The following is an 18,950-nucleotide window of genomic DNA, read 5'->3' as shown; positions in this document are numbered from 1 at the left end:
ATAAACGGTGACGCTAGCACGGTGACAAGTACGGATTAGAGCCTGCAATGAGGCGCTTGTCCGTCACACGAGCCGGCTGCCCCCCTTCCACTCTTCCATGATCCGGACAACGTTCTGCGCGGCTCGTCCGTCGCCGTAGGGAGTGCCCGGGTCGGCCGTCGGAACGGCGCGGGTGACCGTGGCGGCCCACTCGTCGGCGGAGAGCTCGTGCGGGTCAGGTACCAAGACGTTCCAACCGGTGTCGACGGTTTCGACCCACTCGGTTTCTGGACGGATCGTCGTCGTGATCCGCTCCAGGAGGAAGGCTTCCTTCTGCAGGCCGCCGGAGTCGGTGACGACACCGGTCGAGGCCAGCACCGCGGCGACCAGACCCGCGTAAGGCAGCGGTCGGCCGACGTGCACCGAACCCTGCGCCAGTTCGATGCCGTGCTGCTCGGCCCGCGCGACCAGGCGCGGGTGCGCGAGCAGCGCCACCGGGACGGGCAGCTTGGCCATGGCGCCGATGATCGCGGCGAGGCGCTCGGGGTCGTCGGTGTTGTCGGGCCGGTGCAGGGTCGCCAGCAGGAACGGCTTGGAGGGGTCGATGCCCTCGGGCAGCGCGGGCGCGGCGTGTTCGCCGGCGAGCACCGCGTCGCGGATGCGCAGGCAGATGTCGACCATCACGTCACCGGCCAGCACGGCGCGGTCCCCCAGGCCCTCGTCTGCGAGGTGGCGCATGGCCTCCTCGGTCGGGGCCAGCAGGACGTCGGCGCAGTGGTCGGTCAGTACGCGGTTGTGCTCCTCGGGCATGCGCCGGTTGAAGGAGCGCAGACCGGCCTCCAGGTGCGCGACCGGCAGGTGCATCTTCACCGCCGAGAGCGCACCGGCGATGGTCGAGTTGGTGTCGCCGTAGACGAGGACCCAGTCGGGCTGCTCCCGCTCGAGCACCGGGTCGAGCGCGGTGAGCACAGAACCGGTCTGGACGCCGTGGCTGCCGGAGCCGACACCGAGGTGGACGTCCGGGTCGGGGATGCCGAGACCGTCGAAGAAGACGTCGGAGAGGTCGGCGTCGTAGTGCTGCCCGGTGTGCACGATGACGTGCTCGTGGTCGGTCTCGGCGAACGCGGCCGCAATGGGGGCGAGCTTCACCAATTGCGGACGGGCACCGACGATGCTGATGACTTTCACTGAACACTCTTCTTCTGGGTCAGGTCACTGGCGGGGCGTGTCACGGTCTCATACTGCGGGCCGACACCCCGCGCGATCGCGCCACCGCCGAGGCGGCCGGACCGGCCCGGCCAAGCGCGCGCTCCCAGGGGTGTTCTCCGCAATGGTAGGCAATGGCCGAGGTGAGCGGACCGGCGGCTGGGCCTTCGCGCGGGGCGCGTGTTCTGGATAACGATTTCGTGAACGGGCCGTCTACGAGGCAGGGGAGAGGGCCCGGGAGCGGCGGGAGTTCGTGCCGCAAACCTGTCGTACTATCGTCGCGCACGTTTTGCGGGCGGTCACGCGAAAGACGATGGTGAGCCATGGCGGTCTGGTCCGGACGGAAATCTGCGCGTCGCTCGGACGCGGCGCCGAGCCGAAAGGCCACTCCGATACCTACCGTGGACACCTCGCTGGCCCCCACCACCGGCTGGCTGGTGCGCGGCAAGGACGGCAGGCTCACGGCGTACGCACCTGGCTCGGACGGCGTGCTGCGCTGGACCGAGACCCGGCCCGGGGGCCCCGAGTGGACCGGGCCCGACGTCATCCCCGCCCGGGGGGTGCTGCCGTATCTCTCCATTGCGCAGGGCGCCGACGGTTATGTCCACCTGGTGGGCCTGCGCCGCAGGCCCCTCCCGGACGGCCGGACCGCCATCGATGTGGTGTACGCCGTGCAGTACCAGTCCGGCCTTGCCGTGCGTGACTGGTATCCGCTCGGTACCCCCTACCCGAACGACCCCGGTCTCGCCGAGCAGATCGGCCTCCCGTCGGCGGTCATCGATGCCGAGGGCTCGCTGCATGTGTTCGTACGCAACGCGGGCGGCGGCGTCTGCGGGCGCGCCCAGGTGCCTTCGGGCAAGTGGAACAAGTGGGCCGACCTCAAGGGCAGCGGCGGGCTGGGCACCGTGTCCGCCTCGCTGACACCGGACGGTCTGATGGAACTGCTCATCCCGACCGAGGACCACATCATGCGCTGGGAGCAGGAGACGCCGGGCGTCAAGTTCCAGCGCGCCGACGACATCCCCGCCAAGGCCGGAGCCGACTCGCTGAGCTCGGAACGCACCGGCGGCAACCGGCTCACGCACTTCTGGCACGACGCGGGGGACAACACGGTTCGCGCCTGGCGCCCGACCGCCGACGCGGCCCCGCTCGGCAACGGTGGGGGCACCGGACCGGTCGCGCTGCTGCGCACCCCGGTCGACGGTCACGACTGCACGATCCTCGCGCACCGCGACGCCGACACCGGCCGCCCGGCGCTGGCCGCGTATCCCACCGAGGACGAGACCTCGGGGGTCAGCTGGACTCTGACGGGTGAGCCCTGCGTGGGGGCTCCGGCGCTGGCGATCGACGCGAGGGGCCGGGTCGTGATGGCGGCGTTCGGTACGGACGGGACGCTGCGGGTCACGCGCCAGAAGGCGGAGTCGGGCCTGGCGCTGGAGGCCTGGACCCGGGCCTGAGGCGGGCAGACATGGGAAACCCCCCGGACCGGGTCCGGGGGGTTTCGTCAGCTTGGGGAAGCCGTCCGGTCAGACCGCCTGCTCCTGCTCGGCAAGGACACCGTCCTTCTCCACGTACAGCGAGCCGCTCTGCGGGCACTCCCACACGCCCTGCTCGCCCTCGCGCTCCACGAGGCGGACACCGGCCCGGCCGACCCAGCCGATCCGGCGGGCGGGCACGCCCACGACCAGCGCGAAGTCCGGTACGTCCTTGGTGACGACCGCGCCCGCGGCGACCATGGACCAGCGGCCGATCCGCACCGGCGCGACACACACCGAGCGCGCGCCCAGCGATGCGCCCTCGGCGACCTTGACGCCGACGGCCTCCCAGTCACCGCCGCGCTTCTGCTTGCCGTCGGGGTCGACGGAGCGCGGGTTGTGGTCGTTGGTGAGCACTACGGCCGGGCCGACGAACACACCGTCGCCGAGTTCGGCGGGCTCGTAAACCAGGGCGTAGTTCTGCAGCTTGACGTTGTCGCCGATCTGTACGCCGGTGCCGACGTAGGCGCCGCGGCCGACGACACAGCCCTCGCCGAGCTTGGCGCCCTCGCGGATCTGGGCGAGCTCCCAGACACTGCTCCCGGCGCCGATGACGGCGGTCTCGTCGACCTGGGCGGTGGGCTGGACCCTGTAGTTCACTGTTCTGCCTTCCGGTGCGCGGCTTCGCCCGGCGAGCATACGGCCCGCGGCCCGTTCATGGCCGCTGGGCCCGGGCCTTCCTGAGCTGGAGCGCCAGGTACAGCGTGGCAGCCGTCGGGACGATCGTGCGGTACCAGCTCACGTCCGGGGACCACCATGCGTACACCGCAGCGGGGAAGAGGATCGCCAGGCCCACGAGTCGCAGCACCCACCAGCGCCGACGGCGGGGGACGGGCAGGGCCGGGGTGCCCAGGTCCGTCGACATGGTGTCGCGGATGCCTTTGAACACCCCGCGCCTGGCGAGGAGTTGGGCTCCGGGCGAGCCCTGGAGGATCTCGTCGCGCTCGCCGAAGCCGTCCGGGAGCGGGGGCAGCCCGAGCGCGGCCACCAGGTCCGACTGCCGCTGAGCCGGGCTGTTGGTGCCGCGCAGCAGGGTGACCAGCGGACGCGGGTCCACCCCGGGGAAGACGGCGGCGAGGGCCTGCGCGGTGGCGGTGGCCTCCGCATGGTCGATGACCGGGGCCGCCGGGTCCCACAGATGGGAGGCGCGGGCCCTGCCCTTGTGGAACAGCGTGAAGCCGCAGCGGTCGGCGGTGCGGCGCACCACCAGGGCGGGCCACTTCTCACCGGTGGTGAAGTTGTCCGCGGCCGCCGTCAGCATCCCCTCGCCGGCCGACAGGCTTGCGCGTCTGCCGGGAGTGGCGTCGGGGACGAGTTCGACGTAGCTCATCCCCGTTGCCGAGGGGGCGGGGGCGATACGGAGCGAGACACCGCACATCAGGGCCGCCTCGGCGACCTCGTGGGGACGGGCCGCGGCTATCGCGAGGGAGCGCGGCGCAGGGACGTCCGGTACGGGAGCCGGCCGGGCGGGCCCCGGCGGGCGGCCGAAGAAGGGGGTCTGGGAGGCGACCTGCATCCGGACGCCGAGCCGGAACTCCAGGAACTCCTTGCGGCTGGCGCCGACGTACGCCCATGGCAGTTCGCGGGCGTGCACACCGATCGCCCGGAAGACATCCAGGGCCTCGTTCCAGCGTTCCGCGAAGATCAGCATCAGAGCCAGGTGGTTGCGGAACCCGGCGGCTTCGGGGTCGCCGTGCTCGTACCAGCCCGACAGCGCCTGGGCCCGGGTCACGGCGGCCTCGACCCGCGCGCGGTCGATCGGGCCGTCCTCGGTGGAGCCGCCGGACACCACCTCGTACTCGACCGCGGCCAGCAGTGGCAGCGCGTGCAGCTTCGAGCCGGGCAGCGCCCCCGCGGCGGCCCGCTCGGCGAAGTCGAACATCTCCTCGTGCGAGCCGTACCACTTGTCGCACAGATACTGCAGGGCCGTGGCATGGCAGCCGTAGTGGTGCGGCGCGCGGGCGACGGCCTTGGCCCAGTACGCGTCGAACACATCGCGGGGCGCCTGGATGCCGCGGGAGTGGGTGAGCGCGACCTCCCACGGCACCGGGTCGGTGGGGTTCAGCTCGGCCGCCGCGGCGATGACCGGAGCGGCGTCCTCAAGGAGCGCGAAGAAGGCCCGGAACTGGTCCTCGGACACGTGCCGGGCACGGGAGCCGGTCCGTATCTCCCAGGCCTGCTGGATGCACAGATCCGCCTTCACCAGCACCGCGTCGGGGTCGCCGGGCGACTTCGCCAGCCAGTCCTCCAGCCAGCCCGGGCTGTGCAGGGCGCACTCGGCGAGCTCCGAGACGCACGCACTGCGCCGCTCCCACTGGGCTCCCAACCGGGTCTCGGCGAGCAGTTCGCGGGCGGGCGCGGCGTCGCCGTCCGCGGCGGCGGCGAGCGCGGCACGCAGGGCGGGGTCGGCGACGGCGCCGAGGGTGACGGCCTCGTCCGGTGGCAGATCCGCGCCCACGGCGGAGCCGTGGCGGAGCATGCGAGGCATGGTGATCAGGGAGCGCAGGGACACGAGTTGATATTGAACAGGCCGCCGTGAGCATCCACCAGAGACGGGGGCCGGGGACCCGGTTTGACCCCCTGGGGCGGGCCCCGTAACCTTGACCCTCGGTGTGTTTCCATGCACGCCCACCCCTGAGCAACTCCCTCCCGACGGCTCCGCCGGTCAGGAGAGGCCGCTCATCCTTCCGGATCGTTGCGGGCTTCGGCCCGTGCGAGCGGCTGGCATCAGGGGGCCCGTTCCGAGCGAGAGAGAGATCCGCGTGTACGCCATCGTGCGCAGCGGTGGTCGCCAGCACAAGGTTGCTGTCGGCGACATCGTTGAGGTTGACAAGATTTCCACTGCCAAGGTTGGCGACACGGTCGAGCTCTCGACCCTGCTCGTTGTCGACGGCGACGCCGTGACCAGCGACCCGTGGGTGCTGGCCGGAATCAAGGTCACGGCCGAGGTCGTGGACCACCACAAGGGCGCGAAGATCGACATCCTTCGCTACAAGAACAAGACCGGCTACCGCCGTCGCCAGGGTCACCGCCAGCAGTACACGGCGATCAAGGTCACCGGCATCCCCACGGCTGCGAAGTAAGGGACTGAGGAGAGATGGCACACAAGAAGGGCGCATCGTCCACTCGGAACGGTCGCGACTCCAATGCTCAGCGGCTCGGCGTGAAGCGCTTCGGCGGTCAGGTCGTCAACGCCGGTGAGATCCTGGTCCGCCAGCGCGGCACCCACTTCCACCCGGGCAACGGCGTCGGCCGTGGCAAGGACGACACGCTGTTCGCGCTGGACGCCGGCGCGGTGGAGTTCGGTACTCGCCGTGGCCGCAAGGTAGTGAACATCGTTCCGGTCGCCTGACACAGGCGCTCGTAGAGCGGTTTTCTTTGCGAGGGCGGACCTCGCTTCCCGTCGACCGGGAAGCGGGTCCGCCTTTCGCTTGTTACACAAGAGACATTCCGTACCTAACTGGAGGCACACCCATGACCACCTTCGTGGACCGCGTCGAGCTGCATGTCGCCGCGGGTAACGGAGGCCACGGCTGCGCCTCCGTTCACCGGGAGAAATTCAAGCCGCTCGGCGGCCCCGACGGTGGCAACGGCGGCCGTGGCGGCGACGTCATCCTGGTCGTCGACCAGTCGGTGACGACGCTGCTCGACTATCACCACAGCCCGCACCGCAAGGCCACCAACGGCCAGCCCGGCGCCGGCGACAACCGCTCCGGCAAGGACGGCCAGGACCTGGTCCTGCCCGTCCCCGACGGCACCGTCGTCCTGGACCGGCAGGGCAACGTGCTCGCCGACCTCGTCGGTCAGGGCACCACCTTCATCGCGGGCCAGGGAGGCCGGGGCGGCCTCGGCAACGCGGCACTCGCCTCCGCGCGCCGCAAGGCGCCCGGCTTCGCGCTGCTCGGCGAGCCCGGCGAGGCCCGTGACGTGGTCATGGAGCTCAAGACCGTCGCCGACGTCGCGCTCGTCGGCTACCCGAGCGCGGGCAAGTCCTCGCTGATCTCGGTGCTCAGCGCGGCCAAGCCGAAGATCGCGGACTACCCGTTCACCACGCTCGTACCGAACCTGGGCGTGGTCACCGCGGGATCGACCGTCTACACCATCGCCGACGTCCCCGGCCTGATCCCCGGCGCCAGCCAGGGCCGCGGGCTCGGCCTGGAGTTCCTGCGCCATGTCGAGCGCTGCTCGGTGCTCGTGCACGTCCTGGACACCGCGACGCTCGAGTCCGACCGCGACCCGGTCTCGGACCTCGATGTGATCGAGGAGGAGCTGAGGCAGTACGGCGGTCTCGACGACCGTCCGCGCATCGTCGTCCTCAACAAGATCGACATCCCGGACGGCCAGGACCTCGCCGACATGATCCGTCCGGACCTCCAGGCGCGCGGCTACCGCGTCTTCGAGGCGTCCGCGGTGGCGCGTACCGGCCTGAAGGAGCTGTCGTTCGCCCTGGCCGAGATCGTCGCCGAGGCGCGCGCGGCCAAGCCGGTGGAGGAGGCGACCCGCATCGTCATCCGCCCGAAGGCGGTCGACGACGCCGGGTTCACGGTCGTGCAGGAGGAGGACGGCCTGTTCCGGGTGCGCGGCGAGAAGCCGGAGCGCTGGGTCCGCCAGACGGACTTCAACAACGACGAGGCCGTGGGCTACCTGGCCGACCGCCTCAACCGCCTCGGTGTCGAGGACCAGCTGATGAAGGCCGGTGCCCGCGCGGGCGACGGTGTGGCCATCGGCCCCGAGGACAACGCGGTCGTCTTCGACTGGGAGCCCTCGATGATGGCGGGCGCGGAGATGCTCGGCCGCCGCGGCGAGGACCACCGCCTGGAGGCCCCGCGCCCCGCGGCCCAGCGCCGCCGGGACCGCGAGGCGGAACGGGACGACGCGCAGAGGGAGTTCGACGAGTTCGATCCCTTCTAGGGACCGTCGTGCCGGTCGCCGGACGGGCTTGGACAACAAACCCGTCCGATTCGCTCTTATGCGTGAAGCGACACAACCTCTCACCCCCAATGACCGTCTTGTACCCGGGGGTGGGGCGTATCGCCCCGGCACACGGAACGGAGCGGCGATGAAGATTTCCTTCCTCATCCACACGATTTACGGCATCGGCGGGACCATTCGGACCACGCTGAACCTCGCCGAGGAACTCGCCGACCGGCATGAGGTGGAAATCGTCTCCGTCTTCCGGCACCGCGACGACCCGATCCTCGCCATCGACCCGCGCATCACCGTCGTACCCCTCGTCGACACCCGCCCCGCCTCCCCGGCCAACGAGCAGCGGCACCCCCTGTACCTGGAGCCCGCCGAGCTGCTGCCCCGGAACGAGGCGCGCTACAAGGAGTACAGCCGGCTCACCGACGAGCGGGTGCAGGCCCACTACGCGGGCTCCGACGCGGATGTGGTCATCGGGACCAGGCCCGGACTCGTGGCGTACGTCGCGCAGTTCGGCCCCGAGGGCGCCGTGCTCATCGGGCAGGAGCACATGACGCACAACCATCACAAGCCCGAGCTGCGCGCCGAGATGTACGACCACCTCGCCCGGCTCGACGCCTTTGTGACCGTGTCCGAAGGTGACGCCGCCTCCTACCGCGCGCAGATGCCGCTGCCCGCCACCCGCGTGCTCGCCATCCCCAACAGCGTGCCCGAGCCGATGGTTGTGCCGTCCGACACCTCGGGGACGACCGTGGTGGCGGCGGGGCGTCTGGCCTCCGAGAAGCAGTACCACGTGCTCGTCGAGGCCTTCGGCAAGGTCGTCGCCGCCCGGCCCGAGTGGACGCTGCGCATCTGCGGCTGGGGCAACCAGAAGGACCGGCTCCGCCGGAAGATCGACGAGCTGGGCCTCTACAACAGCGTCCTTCTCATGGGTCCCCGCTCGCCCATCGAGCCGGAATGGGTCAAGGGCGCGATCGCCGTTTCCACTTCGCGGCACGAGTCGTTCGGCATGACCCTCGTGGAGGCCATGCGCTGCGGTCTGCCGGTCGTCAGCACGGACTGCGACTACGGCCCGAGGGAGATCATCGCGGACGGTGTGGACGGCCTGCTCGTCCCGGTCGGCGACGTCGAGGCCATCGCCGAAGCCCTGCTGAAGCTCATCGACGACGAGGAACTGCGCCGCCGGATGGGCGCGGCCGCGCTGCGCAACGCGCGTCGCTTCGCACCGGGTCCGGTCGCCAAGCAGTACGAGGAGCTCTTTGCGGAGCTGGGAGCGGCCACGGCATCGCGGGGCAGCGACGCGGGCCACCTTGCACCGGCGGCGGGGGAGGGGGAGCCGTTCGCGGCCCTCGCGGACTGCCTGGCCGCCGATGACGGCGGGCTGACGGTCAGTCTGATCCCCGGTGGTGGCCGGTCCCTCGGCCGGGATGCCGGGCTGCACCTGGTGTGTACGCATCCGGACGCCGCGGTGGAGGCGAGGCGCTTCGCCTTCGACGCGGAGGGGCGGGCGACGGTACCCGCCGGTGCCCGGTTCCCGGAGGGTGTGTGGACCTGCCGGGTGGAGCTGCCGGACGGCGAGCTGATCGCGCTGGCGACGCGGGCAGTCGACCAGCGCGGTTCGATGCGGGCCGCGGCCCGTACGCCCGCGGGCGGTCCGGTCCGCACCCTTGTCCCTTATGTGAAGCAGGGAGTGCTCTCCCTTCGGTCCTGGGTCAGGCCGGTCCACGCCGAGGTCGGTGAGATCCGGCTCACTCGGCAGAGGATCACCGTCTCCGGGCGGCTGTTCGCCCCGGGCACTCCCGGCGGCGACCGGGCCCTGCTGTTGCGCCGCCGCGGCAAGGCTCCCGCCGAGCTGACGTTCCCGGCAAGCCGCGAGGGAGCGGACGGCTTCCGGGCCAGCGTCCCGTGCGCGGCTCCGGCGGACCGCCGGGCAGACGCGCACGACGTCTGGGACCTGTGGCTGCGCTATGCGCCCGACGAGGAGCCGGTCAGGCTCGCGCGGGTCCTGGACGACGTGGTGGAGAAGGGTTCCCTCCTGCCGTATCCCGCCGTCGACCTGCGCAGGAGGCGTTCCCTGGGGACCCTGCGCGCCGTGGTCCGCAGACTGGGCGGCAAGCCGCAGGAACGGGTCGCGGTGAAGGTCTTCTACAGCGCGGCCAACGAGCTCGTACTGAACGTTGTCGACAAGGCGATCAAGTAGCCGTGCGCACTGTTGACACGTGTGGTTTCGGTCACCCGGGCCCGGCGCCGGGAGCTAGCAGTAGCCGCTGTCCAGGGGGTGAACGCCCGGTTTCACGCAGGTGTGGGGCGCTTGGCCACCGCCTTGCGAGACCGTCACGGAGAGTGCGACCATCAGCCCGTCCCCCATTCGTCGCAAGGTAGGTCGGTCGTCTGTGTCTGTGCCGCACGTAGCCAAGCCCCGCACTACAGCCGTTGTGCTCGCCGGTGGTACCGGTCAGAGAGTGGGACTGGCGATCCCGAAGCAGCTGCTGAAGATTGCCGGCAAGGCCGTCATCGAGCACACACTGTCGATCTTCGAGCAAGCGGAGTCCGTCGACAACGTCATCGTACTGATGGCGCCGGGTTTTGTGCCCGATGTGGAGCGGATCATCGCCAAGGCCGGACTCACCAAGGTGACCAAGGTGATTGAGGGCGGCGCGACCCGAAACGAGACCACCGAGCGCGCCATCGAGGCGCTGAGCGAGGGGCTCGCCGAGGGTGAGGACCCCAACGTCCTCTTCCATGACGCTGTCCGTCCGCTTTTGTCACAGCGCGTGATCAAGGACTGTGTCGACGCCCTCGACCGCTATCAGGCCGTCGATGTCGCGATCCCGTCCGCGGACACGATCATCGTGACCCGAACCCACGGCGAGGACGGCGAGTTCATCACCGACGTCCCTGACCGCTCGCGGCTGCGCCGGGGCCAGACCCCGCAGGCCTTCAAGCTCTCCACCATCCGGCGGGCCTACGGGATCGCGGCAGGCGACCCGAACTTCCAGGCGACCGACGACTGCAGCGTGGTGCTCAAGTACCTGCCCGACGTGCCGATCTATGTGGTCGCGGGCGACGAGTACAACATGAAGGTCACGCAGCCGGTCGACGTCTTCATCGCCGACAAGCTCTTCCAGCTGGCATCCAGCGCCGCCCCCCGCCAGGCCGACGCCGCCGCCTACCAGGAGCTGCTGACCGGCAAGACGCTGGTGGTCTTCGGCGGCTCGTACGGCATCGGCGCGGACATCTGCGCTCTGGCGGAGCGGTACGGCGCCCAGGTCTACGCGCTGGGCCGCTCCACCACCGGTACGCATGTGGAGAATCCCGAGCATGTCGACGACGCCCTTTCGCGGGCGTATGCCGAGACGGGCAGGGTGGACTACGTCATCAACACGGCCGGTGTGCTGCGTATCGGCAAGCTGGCCGAGACCGACAACAGCACCATTCAGGAAGCGCTGAACGTCAACTACCTGGCCCCGGTGCAGATCGCGCGTGCCTCATACAAGTATCTGGCGGAGACAAAGGGGCAGTTGCTCCTCTACACCTCCTCCAGCTACACCCGCGGTCGCGCCGAGTACAGCCTCTATTCGTCGACCAAGGCGGCCATGGTGAATCTCACCCAGGCCCTTTCCGACGAATGGGCGGGCGACGGAATTCGCGTCAACTGCGTGAATCCCGAGCGCACCGCGACTCCGATGCGCACCAAGGCTTTCGGCGCGGAACCGGAGGGCTCGCTGCTCTCTTCCGAGGCCGTGGCAAGGACCTCGCTGGATGTGCTGCTGTCCGAACTCACCGGTCACGTCATTGACGTCCGGCAGCAGGATCCGACCCGTGAAGCGAGCGAGGCCTCGGACTTCGAGAAGGCACTCGAAGCGGTCCTGGACCGCCAGGAGGATGTGTAATACTCGTTCGTTAAAGTAATTATCGGGCCTTTGTGGTCGCCCTGAGGCGAAAACCCTTGAGGCGAGAACAGAGGCCCGAGTTCGTGAAGCCCCACCTTCACATAACCCGCCAAACGTGAAACAACCGGCACCCCTTGGAGCAGGTTCTTCGTGATTTCGACCGCTATTCGACTGGCTCGCGTCGGCAGCCGGTCAGAGCTGGCCGCAGCGGCTCTGATGGGACTCGGCTATCCGTGCGTGATGATCGCCGCACTGATCCCGAACCTCTGGTTCTTCGCGGCTGCCGCCGCTGTGACGTACCTTGCCGACTGGTATCTGCACCAGAAGGGCAGCTACCTGGTCAACCGGCTCAACAAGGTCCGCGCCGGTCTGCCGATCCGCTTCCTGCTGCGTGAGCTGCTGCTGGTTCTGCTGCTCGCCCGTGAGGGACTGGCGGAGACCACCTTCTTCTACGCGGCCGTCGCCGGGTTCCTGATCTTCTACGGCCTCCAGGCGCCGCAGGGCGCGCTCACGACCCTGATCCGTCTGCGCCGCACCATGCCGGTCGTCACGCGCAACGTGGACCTGAACGCCGTCCGTATCCCCGACGCCCCGCCGAACGCGCTGCTGCGCCGCTCCGGCGAGAAGATGCTCCACCTCGACATCCCGGCGATGGCCGGCGTGGTGATCGCCGCGGGAACCGGCTCGTACGGCATCGGGTATGTGGGCGTCGCCGTAACCCTTGCCCTCGGACTGCTCTACACGGCCGTCCTCGTCCCCTACCTGCGGCGCAATCGCCGGGTGCCGGGCGCGGCCGCCGTGCTCAAGGGCGTCGAGACCTGGCTGCGCGAGTACCAGCCGACCGTCGTCCTGTACTTCTCCGGCTCGGACGAGTCCGCGTACCAGGTCAACATGTGGCTCGAGACGATGGAGCAGATCGACGGCCGGCCGCTGATCATCATGCGTGAGCGCGGCCTGGTGAAGAAGCTCGCGACGACCGCCGTACCGGTCATCTGCGTGCCCGGCGGCATGCATCTGATGAATCTCGACCTGTCCTCGGTCCGTGTCGCGCTGTACCCGGCCAACGTCGGCAAGAACATCCACATCCTGCGCGTGCCGACCATGAAGCACGTCTTCATCGGCCACGGCGACAGCGACAAGCTGGCCAGCGTCAACCCTTTCAGCAAGGTGTACGACGAGGTGTGGACCGCAGGCCGCGCGGGGCGTGACCGCTACGCGCTGGCCGACATCGGCGTGCGCGACGAGGACATCATCGAGGTGGGCCGCCCGCAGCTGGCACCGATCACCTCCTGGGCCGGCACCCCGAAGAACCCCATCCCCACGGTGCTGTACGCCCCCACCTGGGAGGGCTGGGACGACAACCCGGGCAACACCTCCCTGCTGCTGGCAGGCGAGAACATCGTCCGGCGGCTGCTGGAGGCCGAGAAGCCGGTCCGCGTCATCTACAAGCCGCACCCCTTCACCGGCATCCGCAACAAGAAGGCCCTGGCCGTCCACGAGCGGATCACCGCGATGGTTCGCGCCGCGGCCGCCGAGCGTGCCGTCGACCCCCGCTGGGCCGGCGAAGCCGCCGCCGCCCAGTCGGACCAGACCGCGGCGAAGGCCGAACTGACCCGTATCCAGGCCCGGTTGGCCGAGCTCGGCAAGCCCGGCCGCGCGGGCGGCGACGAGTCGGAGGAGTCGCGGGTCTCGCTCGCCGACCCCGAGCGCCTGGCCGAGATCAAAAGGCTTCGGACCGAGTGGAACGACGCCTACTGGCGCTCGTGCGGCTGGTGGGAGCACCGGGTCGTCACAGGCTCCGAGCCCAAGCTGTACGACTGCTTCAACGAGGCCGACGGCATGGTCTCCGACATCTCCAGCGTGGTCTCGGACTTCATCGCGAGCGGCAAGCCCTACGCCGTGACCGACTCGGCCGAACTGGGCGACGAGGAGTTCAAGCGGCAGAACACCGCCGTACGGGCCGCGGTCATCCTCTCCAACAGCGCCGAGGAGCTGAGCGAGTTGCTCGACGCGGTGGCGGACCGTTCCGGCGACAAACTGGCGGACGCCAGGCGCGAACTGAAGCGCTATCTGCTCGGACCGGAGGAGCCCAGCTCGATCGAGCTGTTCAATGAGGCCGTACGGCGCCTGACGGCCAAGGCCGAGGCACGCAACGCCGGTGTGGCCCAGCGCATCGGAGGCGAGGTCATCGGCGAGCTCGACCCCGAGCCGGAGGCCCCGGACGCGGAGTCCCAGGAGTCGACCGCCGTCGCGCGCTGAACTCCGCGGCGGGGGTGGGTGCACGCTGTCCAGCCGGTGAAATGGCCGCGCACCCGCCCCGCGCCCTGGCATAGATTCGGCAGTGTGACAGTGGCAAGACAGCAGGTAACGCAAGCCCGCAGGATCGTCGTCAAGGTCGGCTCGTCCTCGCTGACCACGGCATCGGGCGGGCTCGACGCCGACCGCGTCGACGCCCTCGTCGACGTGCTCGCCAAGGTGCGCAGCGGCGGCGAGAAGGAGATAGTGCTGGTCTCCTCAGGCGCCATCGCCGCGGGCCTCGCACCGCTGGGCCTGGCTCGCCGCCCCAAGGACCTGGCCCGCCAGCAGGCGGCCGCCAGCGTCGGCCAGGGCCTGCTGGTCGCCCGCTACACCGCCTCCTTCGCCCGCTACGGCGTACGCGTCGGCCAGGTGCTCCTCACCACCGACGACACCAGCCGCCGCGCCCACTACCGCAACGCCTACCGGACCCTGGACCAGCTGCTCGACATGGGCGCCGTCCCGGTCGTCAACGAGAACGACACCGTCGCCACGGACGAGATCCGCTTCGGCGACAACGACCGGCTCGCCGCCCTCGTCGCCCACTTGGTACGGGCCGATCTGCTGGTCCTCCTCTCCGATGTCGACGGGCTGTACGACGGGGATCCGGCCAGGCCCGGCACCTCACGGATCGAGGAGGTGCGCGGCCCGGCCGACATCGCGCACGTACAGATCGGCAGCGCGGGCAAGGCGGGTGTCGGGACCGGCGGGATGGTCACCAAGGTCGAGGCCGCCAGGATCGCCGCGGCGGCGGGCGTGCCCGTCGTCCTCACCTCGGCCGTCCGTGCGGCCGACGCCCTCGCGGGCCGCGCCACCGGCACGTACTTCCACAGCACGGGACGCCGCTCGGCCGACCGGCTGCTCTGGCTCGCCCACGCCTCGACGCCGCAGGGCTCACTGACCCTCGACGACGGTGCGGTACGGGCCGTGGTGCAGGGCAGGAAGTCGCTCCTGCCCGCCGGGATCGCCGCCGTCGAGGGCGAGTTCAGCGCGGGAGACCCGGTCGAGCTGCGCGACACCGCGGGCCGAGCCGTGGCCCGCGGGCTCGTCAACTTCGACGCCAAGGAGATCCCCCAGCTGCTCGGCCGCTCGACCCGGGAACTCGCCGAGGAACTCGGACCGGAGTACGAGCGCGAAGTCGTACACAGAGACGATCTGGTCGTTCTGCACCCCTGATTCGGCTGAAAGTCCCGTCATCTGTCGGAGACCTTCACCAAAAGCGCCCCACATGCCGCCTGGGACTGGTCAACTTTGTTGCGGAGGAATGGCGGGGTACAGCATCACGACACATGCAACAGGAGGCCGCCGGTGAGACGAGCGCGCCCAGGGGATGTGCCCCGAGGGCCGGGGAGCTTCCCCCACGCCCGTAGGGCCGTGGGCGAGGAACGGGCTCTGACCAGCGTCGGAGCGGGCGCCGACTTCGACGACGGCGCCCAGAGCCGGGAGAGCGCCAAGGAGACGGACACCCACGGCGAGGACCGTGTGCAGTCCAAGCTGTGGCACATCACACTCAGCGTCTCCGGCGCCGAAGCCCCGCTCAAGGAGGTGCGCCGCGGTCTGGAGCAGCTCGCGCACGACCATCCCTTCCTGCTGACCAGCCGGTACGCCAACGACCACGCGGAGATCCGCTACTGGGAGGAGGCGCGGGACCTGCACGACGCCGCGGCGGTGGCGCTGCGGCTGTGGGGCGAGCACCGCTCCAGCGCCCGGCTGCCCCCGTGGGAGATCGTGGGCCTGGAGGTCATCGACCGCCAGACGTACCACCAGCGCATCGCGGAGGGGTACGGTCCGCCGCCGGCCGCCCCGGTGGGCGTGCACCCCTTCTGAGGCATCTGTCTCGCAGTGCGGGACAGCCGACGACGCCCGCCGGGAGGCCCCGCAAAGCGCAGTACCCTGCGGGCATGACGATGTCTTCGCCGCTCTCGCCCTACGACAACCTCTCGCCCGTCGCCCAGGCCGCCTACCGGGCCCGTGGTGCCGCTGCCGACCTCGCCCCGCTGCCGCGCTCGGCCAAGGACGACGCGCTGCTGGCGATCGCGGACGCGCTGGAGGTCCGTACGGCCGAGATCGTCGCGGCCAACGCCGAGGACATCGCACGGGCCCGGGAGGCCGGCACCAGCGAGTCGATCATCGACCGGCTCACCCTGACCCCCGAGCGGGTGCGGGCGATCGCCGCCGACGTGCGGGACGTGGCCGCGCTGCCCGACCCGGTCGGCGAGGTGGTCCGCGGCTCGACCCTGCCCAACGGCATCGACCTGCGCCAGGTGCGCGTCCCCCTCGGCGTCGTGGGGATCATCTACGAGGCCCGCCCCAACGTCACGGTGGACGCCGCCGCGCTCTGCCTGAAGTCCGGCAACGCGGTCCTGCTGCGCGGCTCCTCGTCCGCGTACGCCTCCAACAGCGCCCTGGTCAAGGTCCTGCGCGACGCGGTCGGCGGCTCGGGTCTGCCCGCCGACGCGGTGCAGCTCGTCCCCGGTGAAAGCCGCGATTCCGTACGGGAGTTGATGCGCGCCCGCGGCCTGGTGGACGTGCTCATCCCGCGCGGCGGCGCATCCCTGATCCGTACGGTCGTCGAGGAGTCCACCGTCCCCGTCATCGAGACCGGCACCGGCAACTGCCATGTGTACGTGGACGCGCAGACCGACATCGACATGGCCGTGGACATTCTGATCAACTCCAAGGCGCAGCGCCCGAGCGTCTGCAACAGCGCCGAGACCCTCCTGGTCCACCAGGACGTCGCGGCCGAGTTCCTGCCGCGCGCCCTGGACGCCCTGGCCGAGGCCGGGGTGACCGTGCACGGCGACGAGCGGGTGCTGGAGTACGGCGACGCCACCAAGGCCACCGTCGTGGCGGCCACGGCCGAGGACTGGGAGACGGAGTACCTGTCCTACGACATCGCCGCGGCCGTCGTCGACTCGCTGGACTCGGCCGTCGCCCACATCCGGCTCTGGTCCTCCGGGCACACCGAGGCGATCGTCACCACCTCGCAGGCGGCGGCCCGCCGGTTCACCCAATTGGTCGACTCCACGACGGTCGCCGTGAACGCGTCCACGCGTTTCACCGACGGTGGCCAGTTCGGATTCGGCGCCGAGATCGGGATCTCCACGCAGAAGCTGCACGCACGAGGCCCGATGGGCCTTCCGGAGCTGACCTCGACGAAGTACATCGTGACAGGAGACGGTCACACCCGGTGACGGTCGCGAAGGTCACCCGGGCGGGCAGACTTCGGACTCTGCCTGCCAAAGCGATCGGCCAGGTTTACTCTGAAGGCGTGCCGGACGACGTGGGGGGCAGGCCGTTCCCGGACGGCTGGGAGCCCGACGACGACCGCGGGGGCGCGGACGAGGACTTCGCCTCCGTGGTGTTCGACGAGGATTTCGTGCGAGCTGCCGAGATCCACGAGCCGACCGCCGTCGAGCGGCTTCTGGCTGCCGCCGAGGCCCGCGCCGAAGCCGAGGCATCGCGGCCCGGATCCCGTGGCGGAGTGCCCGACGACGAGCTCTACGACGACGTCTACGGCCTCGGTCCGTACCGCGAGCGGGCGTACGACGACGATGGCGACGGCACGTACTTCGACGACGAGTACAACGGGCCGTACGGCCGCCACGGCGGCGCCCTGCGTCCCTACCGCGGCAGCGCCCGCTGGCACCGTCCCGTGGCCTGGATCCTGGCCCTGCTGATGGGTATCGGGATGGTCGCCCTCGCTTTCACGGCCGTCTACCGCGGGGCCTCGGGCAGCCGCCAGGACCAGGTGCCGCCGCCCGCCAGGACCGGTGTCGACGCAACCCCCACCGGTGGCCCCGCCGCCGACCGGGTGGGCGGGCCCTCCGCTTCCGCGGACCACCCCGGGCCGCCGGTTCCGGCGGATCCGCGCACTCCGTGACCGAACCCCGGCCACCCCGGGGCCGGCCTTGGGGCCGCCGTCCGGCAAGGCCCTGATCAGGGGCTGTGCGCCCGCTTGAAAGACTGCGTGAGAACTCGTCAGACATTGTCGTGTACCAGCGCGTTTACCGAGGCCCCGCCGGACCTACCCTGAAAGTATGGCTGGGCGCGGAGACCCGCCTGAGGGGACACCCGAGGGACTCCCCGGCGGTGAGGACGAGTACCGATCCGTCGTCTTCGACGAATCGTTTGTGCGGGCTGCGCGGCTTCAGGAGTTCTCCGCGCAGGAACGGATGGGCGAGCACGCGCGCGCTGTGCGCAGCCTTCCAGCCTGGAGCCGCAGGACCGGCTCCAAGCAGTTCCTGGTGCTCGTCCTGCTCGTAGCGCTGGCCTTCGGAACCGCGATCTACCTCGGCATACGCCACCCCTACCAGACACCGGCCACCAAGCAGGCCGAACCGCTGCGCGTCACCATGATCCCGCTCGCACCACAGGGCCCCGTCCCGGGCGGCACCCCCGCCGACCTCTACGCCCACAGCCCCGCCGCGAACTTCCGCCTCGGAGCCTCGGGCATCAATCTCCCGGGCGCCCGGCGCACCAAGAACTTCTCCGAGGATCAGGTCATGACGGCCCTGACCACGGCGAAGGACTACATCGTGCAGTCCTCGCTGGCACCCGACGTCCTCATGGGCGGCGCGGTGCGGCCGGTACGGATGCTGCTCGACCCGGACCAGCTGGAGCAGTTCGACCGGAGCATGGCCACACCTGCCGCCGACGGTCGCCATGCCGCGACCGGCTGGCTGGTCCGCTTCGACCCCGCGAAGGTGGCGCTGGCCGACCCGCAGGTGCGAGTACAGGGCACGCTGCGCTTCGCCGAGGCGGGGCCCGACGCCCTTGAGGTGACGTCGGACCACACCTTCGCCTATGCGCTGCGCCCGGTTGGCGTCAGCGGACCCGGGGCCGGCCGGGCCTCACTGTTCACCGTCCGCCGCGAGCTGCACTTCCGCTTCGACCGGGACGACCTGCACAAGCACCGCGCCGAGCTGCTGGTCAGCTATGTCCAGGCCGGCCCGCAGGCCTGCTCGGTGGACGCTTCCCGGACTCTGCGACCGCTGCTCGCCGGCGAGCGGGCGACCGCGGACGGCCCGGCGGGTACGGACCCGTATGCGACGGGCCAGGCGACCGCGGCGCTCTGCGGCTCCCTCTCACCCGGCGCCCAGCCCTCCCCGTGACGGGC

At 70.5% G+C, this 18,950-nt stretch carries 15 protein-coding genes; 12 read left to right on the top strand and 3 right to left on the bottom strand.

All coding sequences use genetic code 11. From position 1 onward, the window contains the following. Window positions 1–63 precede the first annotated feature (63 nt). Window positions 64–1,167 carry a non-hydrolyzing UDP-N-acetylglucosamine 2-epimerase gene (wecB, locus tag FBY35_RS30335; RefSeq protein WP_142217137.1) on the bottom strand — a complete coding sequence of 368 codons (1,104 nt, stop codon included), beginning with the start codon at window positions 1,165–1,167 and terminating at the stop codon, window positions 64–66. A gap of 419 nt (window positions 1,168–1,586) precedes the next feature. Between wecB and FBY35_RS30330 the strand changes: the two genes are divergently transcribed. Further along, complete coding sequence (locus FBY35_RS30330) at window positions 1,587–2,642, top strand: hypothetical protein (RefSeq protein ID WP_186357105.1); 1,056 nt, start codon at window positions 1,587–1,589, stop codon at window positions 2,640–2,642. A 69-nt stretch (window positions 2,643–2,711) separates the two neighbouring features. Here FBY35_RS30330 and FBY35_RS30325 read toward each other — a convergent pair whose 3' ends face one another. Together FBY35_RS30325 and FBY35_RS30320 are read right to left on the bottom strand one after the other, a co-directional pair. Beyond that, window positions 2,712–3,320 (bottom strand): acyltransferase, encoded by a 609-nt coding sequence (locus FBY35_RS30325; protein WP_142217136.1) that lies wholly within the window; start codon window positions 3,318–3,320, stop codon window positions 2,712–2,714. A gap of 55 nt (window positions 3,321–3,375) precedes the next feature. After that, on the bottom strand, window positions 3,376–5,199 hold the full coding sequence (locus FBY35_RS30320; RefSeq protein ID WP_186357164.1) for a hypothetical protein: 1,824 nt from the start codon (window positions 5,197–5,199) through the stop codon (window positions 3,376–3,378). A gap of 283 nt (window positions 5,200–5,482) precedes the next feature. On the opposite strand from FBY35_RS30320, the gene rplU reads away from it, so the two are divergent. From rplU to FBY35_RS30265, 11 genes are all read left to right on the top strand, one after another. Next, on the top strand, window positions 5,483–5,803 hold the full coding sequence (rplU, locus tag FBY35_RS30315) for a 50S ribosomal protein L21 (RefSeq protein ID WP_114036861.1): 321 nt from the start codon (window positions 5,483–5,485) through the stop codon (window positions 5,801–5,803). Window positions 5,804–5,817: 14 nt separating this feature from the next. Beyond that, window positions 5,818–6,072, top strand: coding sequence for a 50S ribosomal protein L27 (rpmA, locus tag FBY35_RS30310; RefSeq protein ID WP_142217134.1), 255 nt, complete (start codon window positions 5,818–5,820; stop codon window positions 6,070–6,072). Window positions 6,073–6,194: 122 nt separating this feature from the next. After that, on the top strand, window positions 6,195–7,631 hold the full coding sequence (gene obgE, locus FBY35_RS30305) for a GTPase ObgE (protein WP_142217133.1): 1,437 nt from the start codon (window positions 6,195–6,197) through the stop codon (window positions 7,629–7,631). A gap of 148 nt (window positions 7,632–7,779) precedes the next feature. Further along, complete coding sequence (locus FBY35_RS30300; RefSeq protein WP_142217132.1) at window positions 7,780–9,843, top strand: glycosyltransferase family 4 protein; 2,064 nt, start codon at window positions 7,780–7,782, stop codon at window positions 9,841–9,843. 193 nt (window positions 9,844–10,036) lie between these two features. Further along, window positions 10,037–11,536: a bifunctional cytidylyltransferase/SDR family oxidoreductase gene (locus tag FBY35_RS30295; RefSeq protein ID WP_142217131.1), complete on the top strand. Its 1,500-nt coding sequence runs from the start codon at window positions 10,037–10,039 to the stop codon at window positions 11,534–11,536. Between the two features lie 150 nt (window positions 11,537–11,686). Further along, window positions 11,687–13,795, top strand: a complete 2,109-nt coding sequence (locus FBY35_RS30290) for a hypothetical protein (RefSeq protein ID WP_142217130.1) — start codon at window positions 11,687–11,689, stop codon at window positions 13,793–13,795. Between the two features lie 84 nt (window positions 13,796–13,879). Then, window positions 13,880–15,007 carry a glutamate 5-kinase gene (proB, locus tag FBY35_RS30285; RefSeq protein ID WP_142217129.1) on the top strand — a complete coding sequence of 376 codons (1,128 nt, stop codon included), beginning with the start codon at window positions 13,880–13,882 and terminating at the stop codon, window positions 15,005–15,007. A gap of 132 nt (window positions 15,008–15,139) precedes the next feature. After that, window positions 15,140–15,658: a hypothetical protein gene (locus FBY35_RS30280; RefSeq protein ID WP_142217128.1), complete on the top strand. Its 519-nt coding sequence runs from the start codon at window positions 15,140–15,142 to the stop codon at window positions 15,656–15,658. Between the two features lie 74 nt (window positions 15,659–15,732). Next, the gene (locus tag FBY35_RS30275; RefSeq protein WP_142217127.1) at window positions 15,733–17,025 is read left to right on the top strand and encodes a glutamate-5-semialdehyde dehydrogenase; all 1,293 of its coding nucleotides are present in this window, start codon (window positions 15,733–15,735) and stop codon (window positions 17,023–17,025) included. 77 nt (window positions 17,026–17,102) lie between these two features. Then, window positions 17,103–17,714, top strand: coding sequence for a hypothetical protein (locus FBY35_RS30270; protein WP_142217126.1), 612 nt, complete (start codon window positions 17,103–17,105; stop codon window positions 17,712–17,714). A gap of 157 nt (window positions 17,715–17,871) precedes the next feature. Beyond that, entirely contained in the window at window positions 17,872–18,945 is a 1,074-nt protein-coding gene (locus tag FBY35_RS30265; protein WP_142217125.1) for a hypothetical protein, read from the top strand. The last annotated feature ends 5 nt before the right edge of the window (window positions 18,946–18,950 follow it).

This window comes from Streptomyces sp. SLBN-118 (assembly GCF_006715635.1).
In the GTDB taxonomy this organism is placed as follows: domain Bacteria; phylum Actinomycetota; class Actinomycetes; order Streptomycetales; family Streptomycetaceae; genus Streptomyces.
This window is presented reverse-complemented; position numbering and strand designations above follow the sequence as displayed.

Bases quoted from the DNA above. Each gene is read 5' to 3' on its own strand.
- rpmA (WP_142217134.1), top strand. From the start codon at position 5,818: ATGGCACACAAGAAGGGCGCATCGTCCACTCGGAACGGTCGCGACTCC.
- FBY35_RS30300 (WP_142217132.1), top strand. From the start codon at position 7,780: ATGAAGATTTCCTTCCTCATCCACACGATTTACGGCATCGGCGGGACC.
- FBY35_RS30320 (WP_186357164.1), bottom strand. From the start codon at position 5,199: ATGCTCCGCCACGGCTCCGCCGTGGGCGCGGATCTGCCACCGGACGAG.
- FBY35_RS30265 (WP_142217125.1), top strand. From the start codon at position 17,872: ATGGCTGGGCGCGGAGACCCGCCTGAGGGGACACCCGAGGGACTCCCC.
- FBY35_RS30275 (WP_142217127.1), top strand. From the start codon at position 15,733: ATGACGATGTCTTCGCCGCTCTCGCCCTACGACAACCTCTCGCCCGTC.
- obgE (WP_142217133.1), top strand. From the start codon at position 6,195: ATGACCACCTTCGTGGACCGCGTCGAGCTGCATGTCGCCGCGGGTAAC.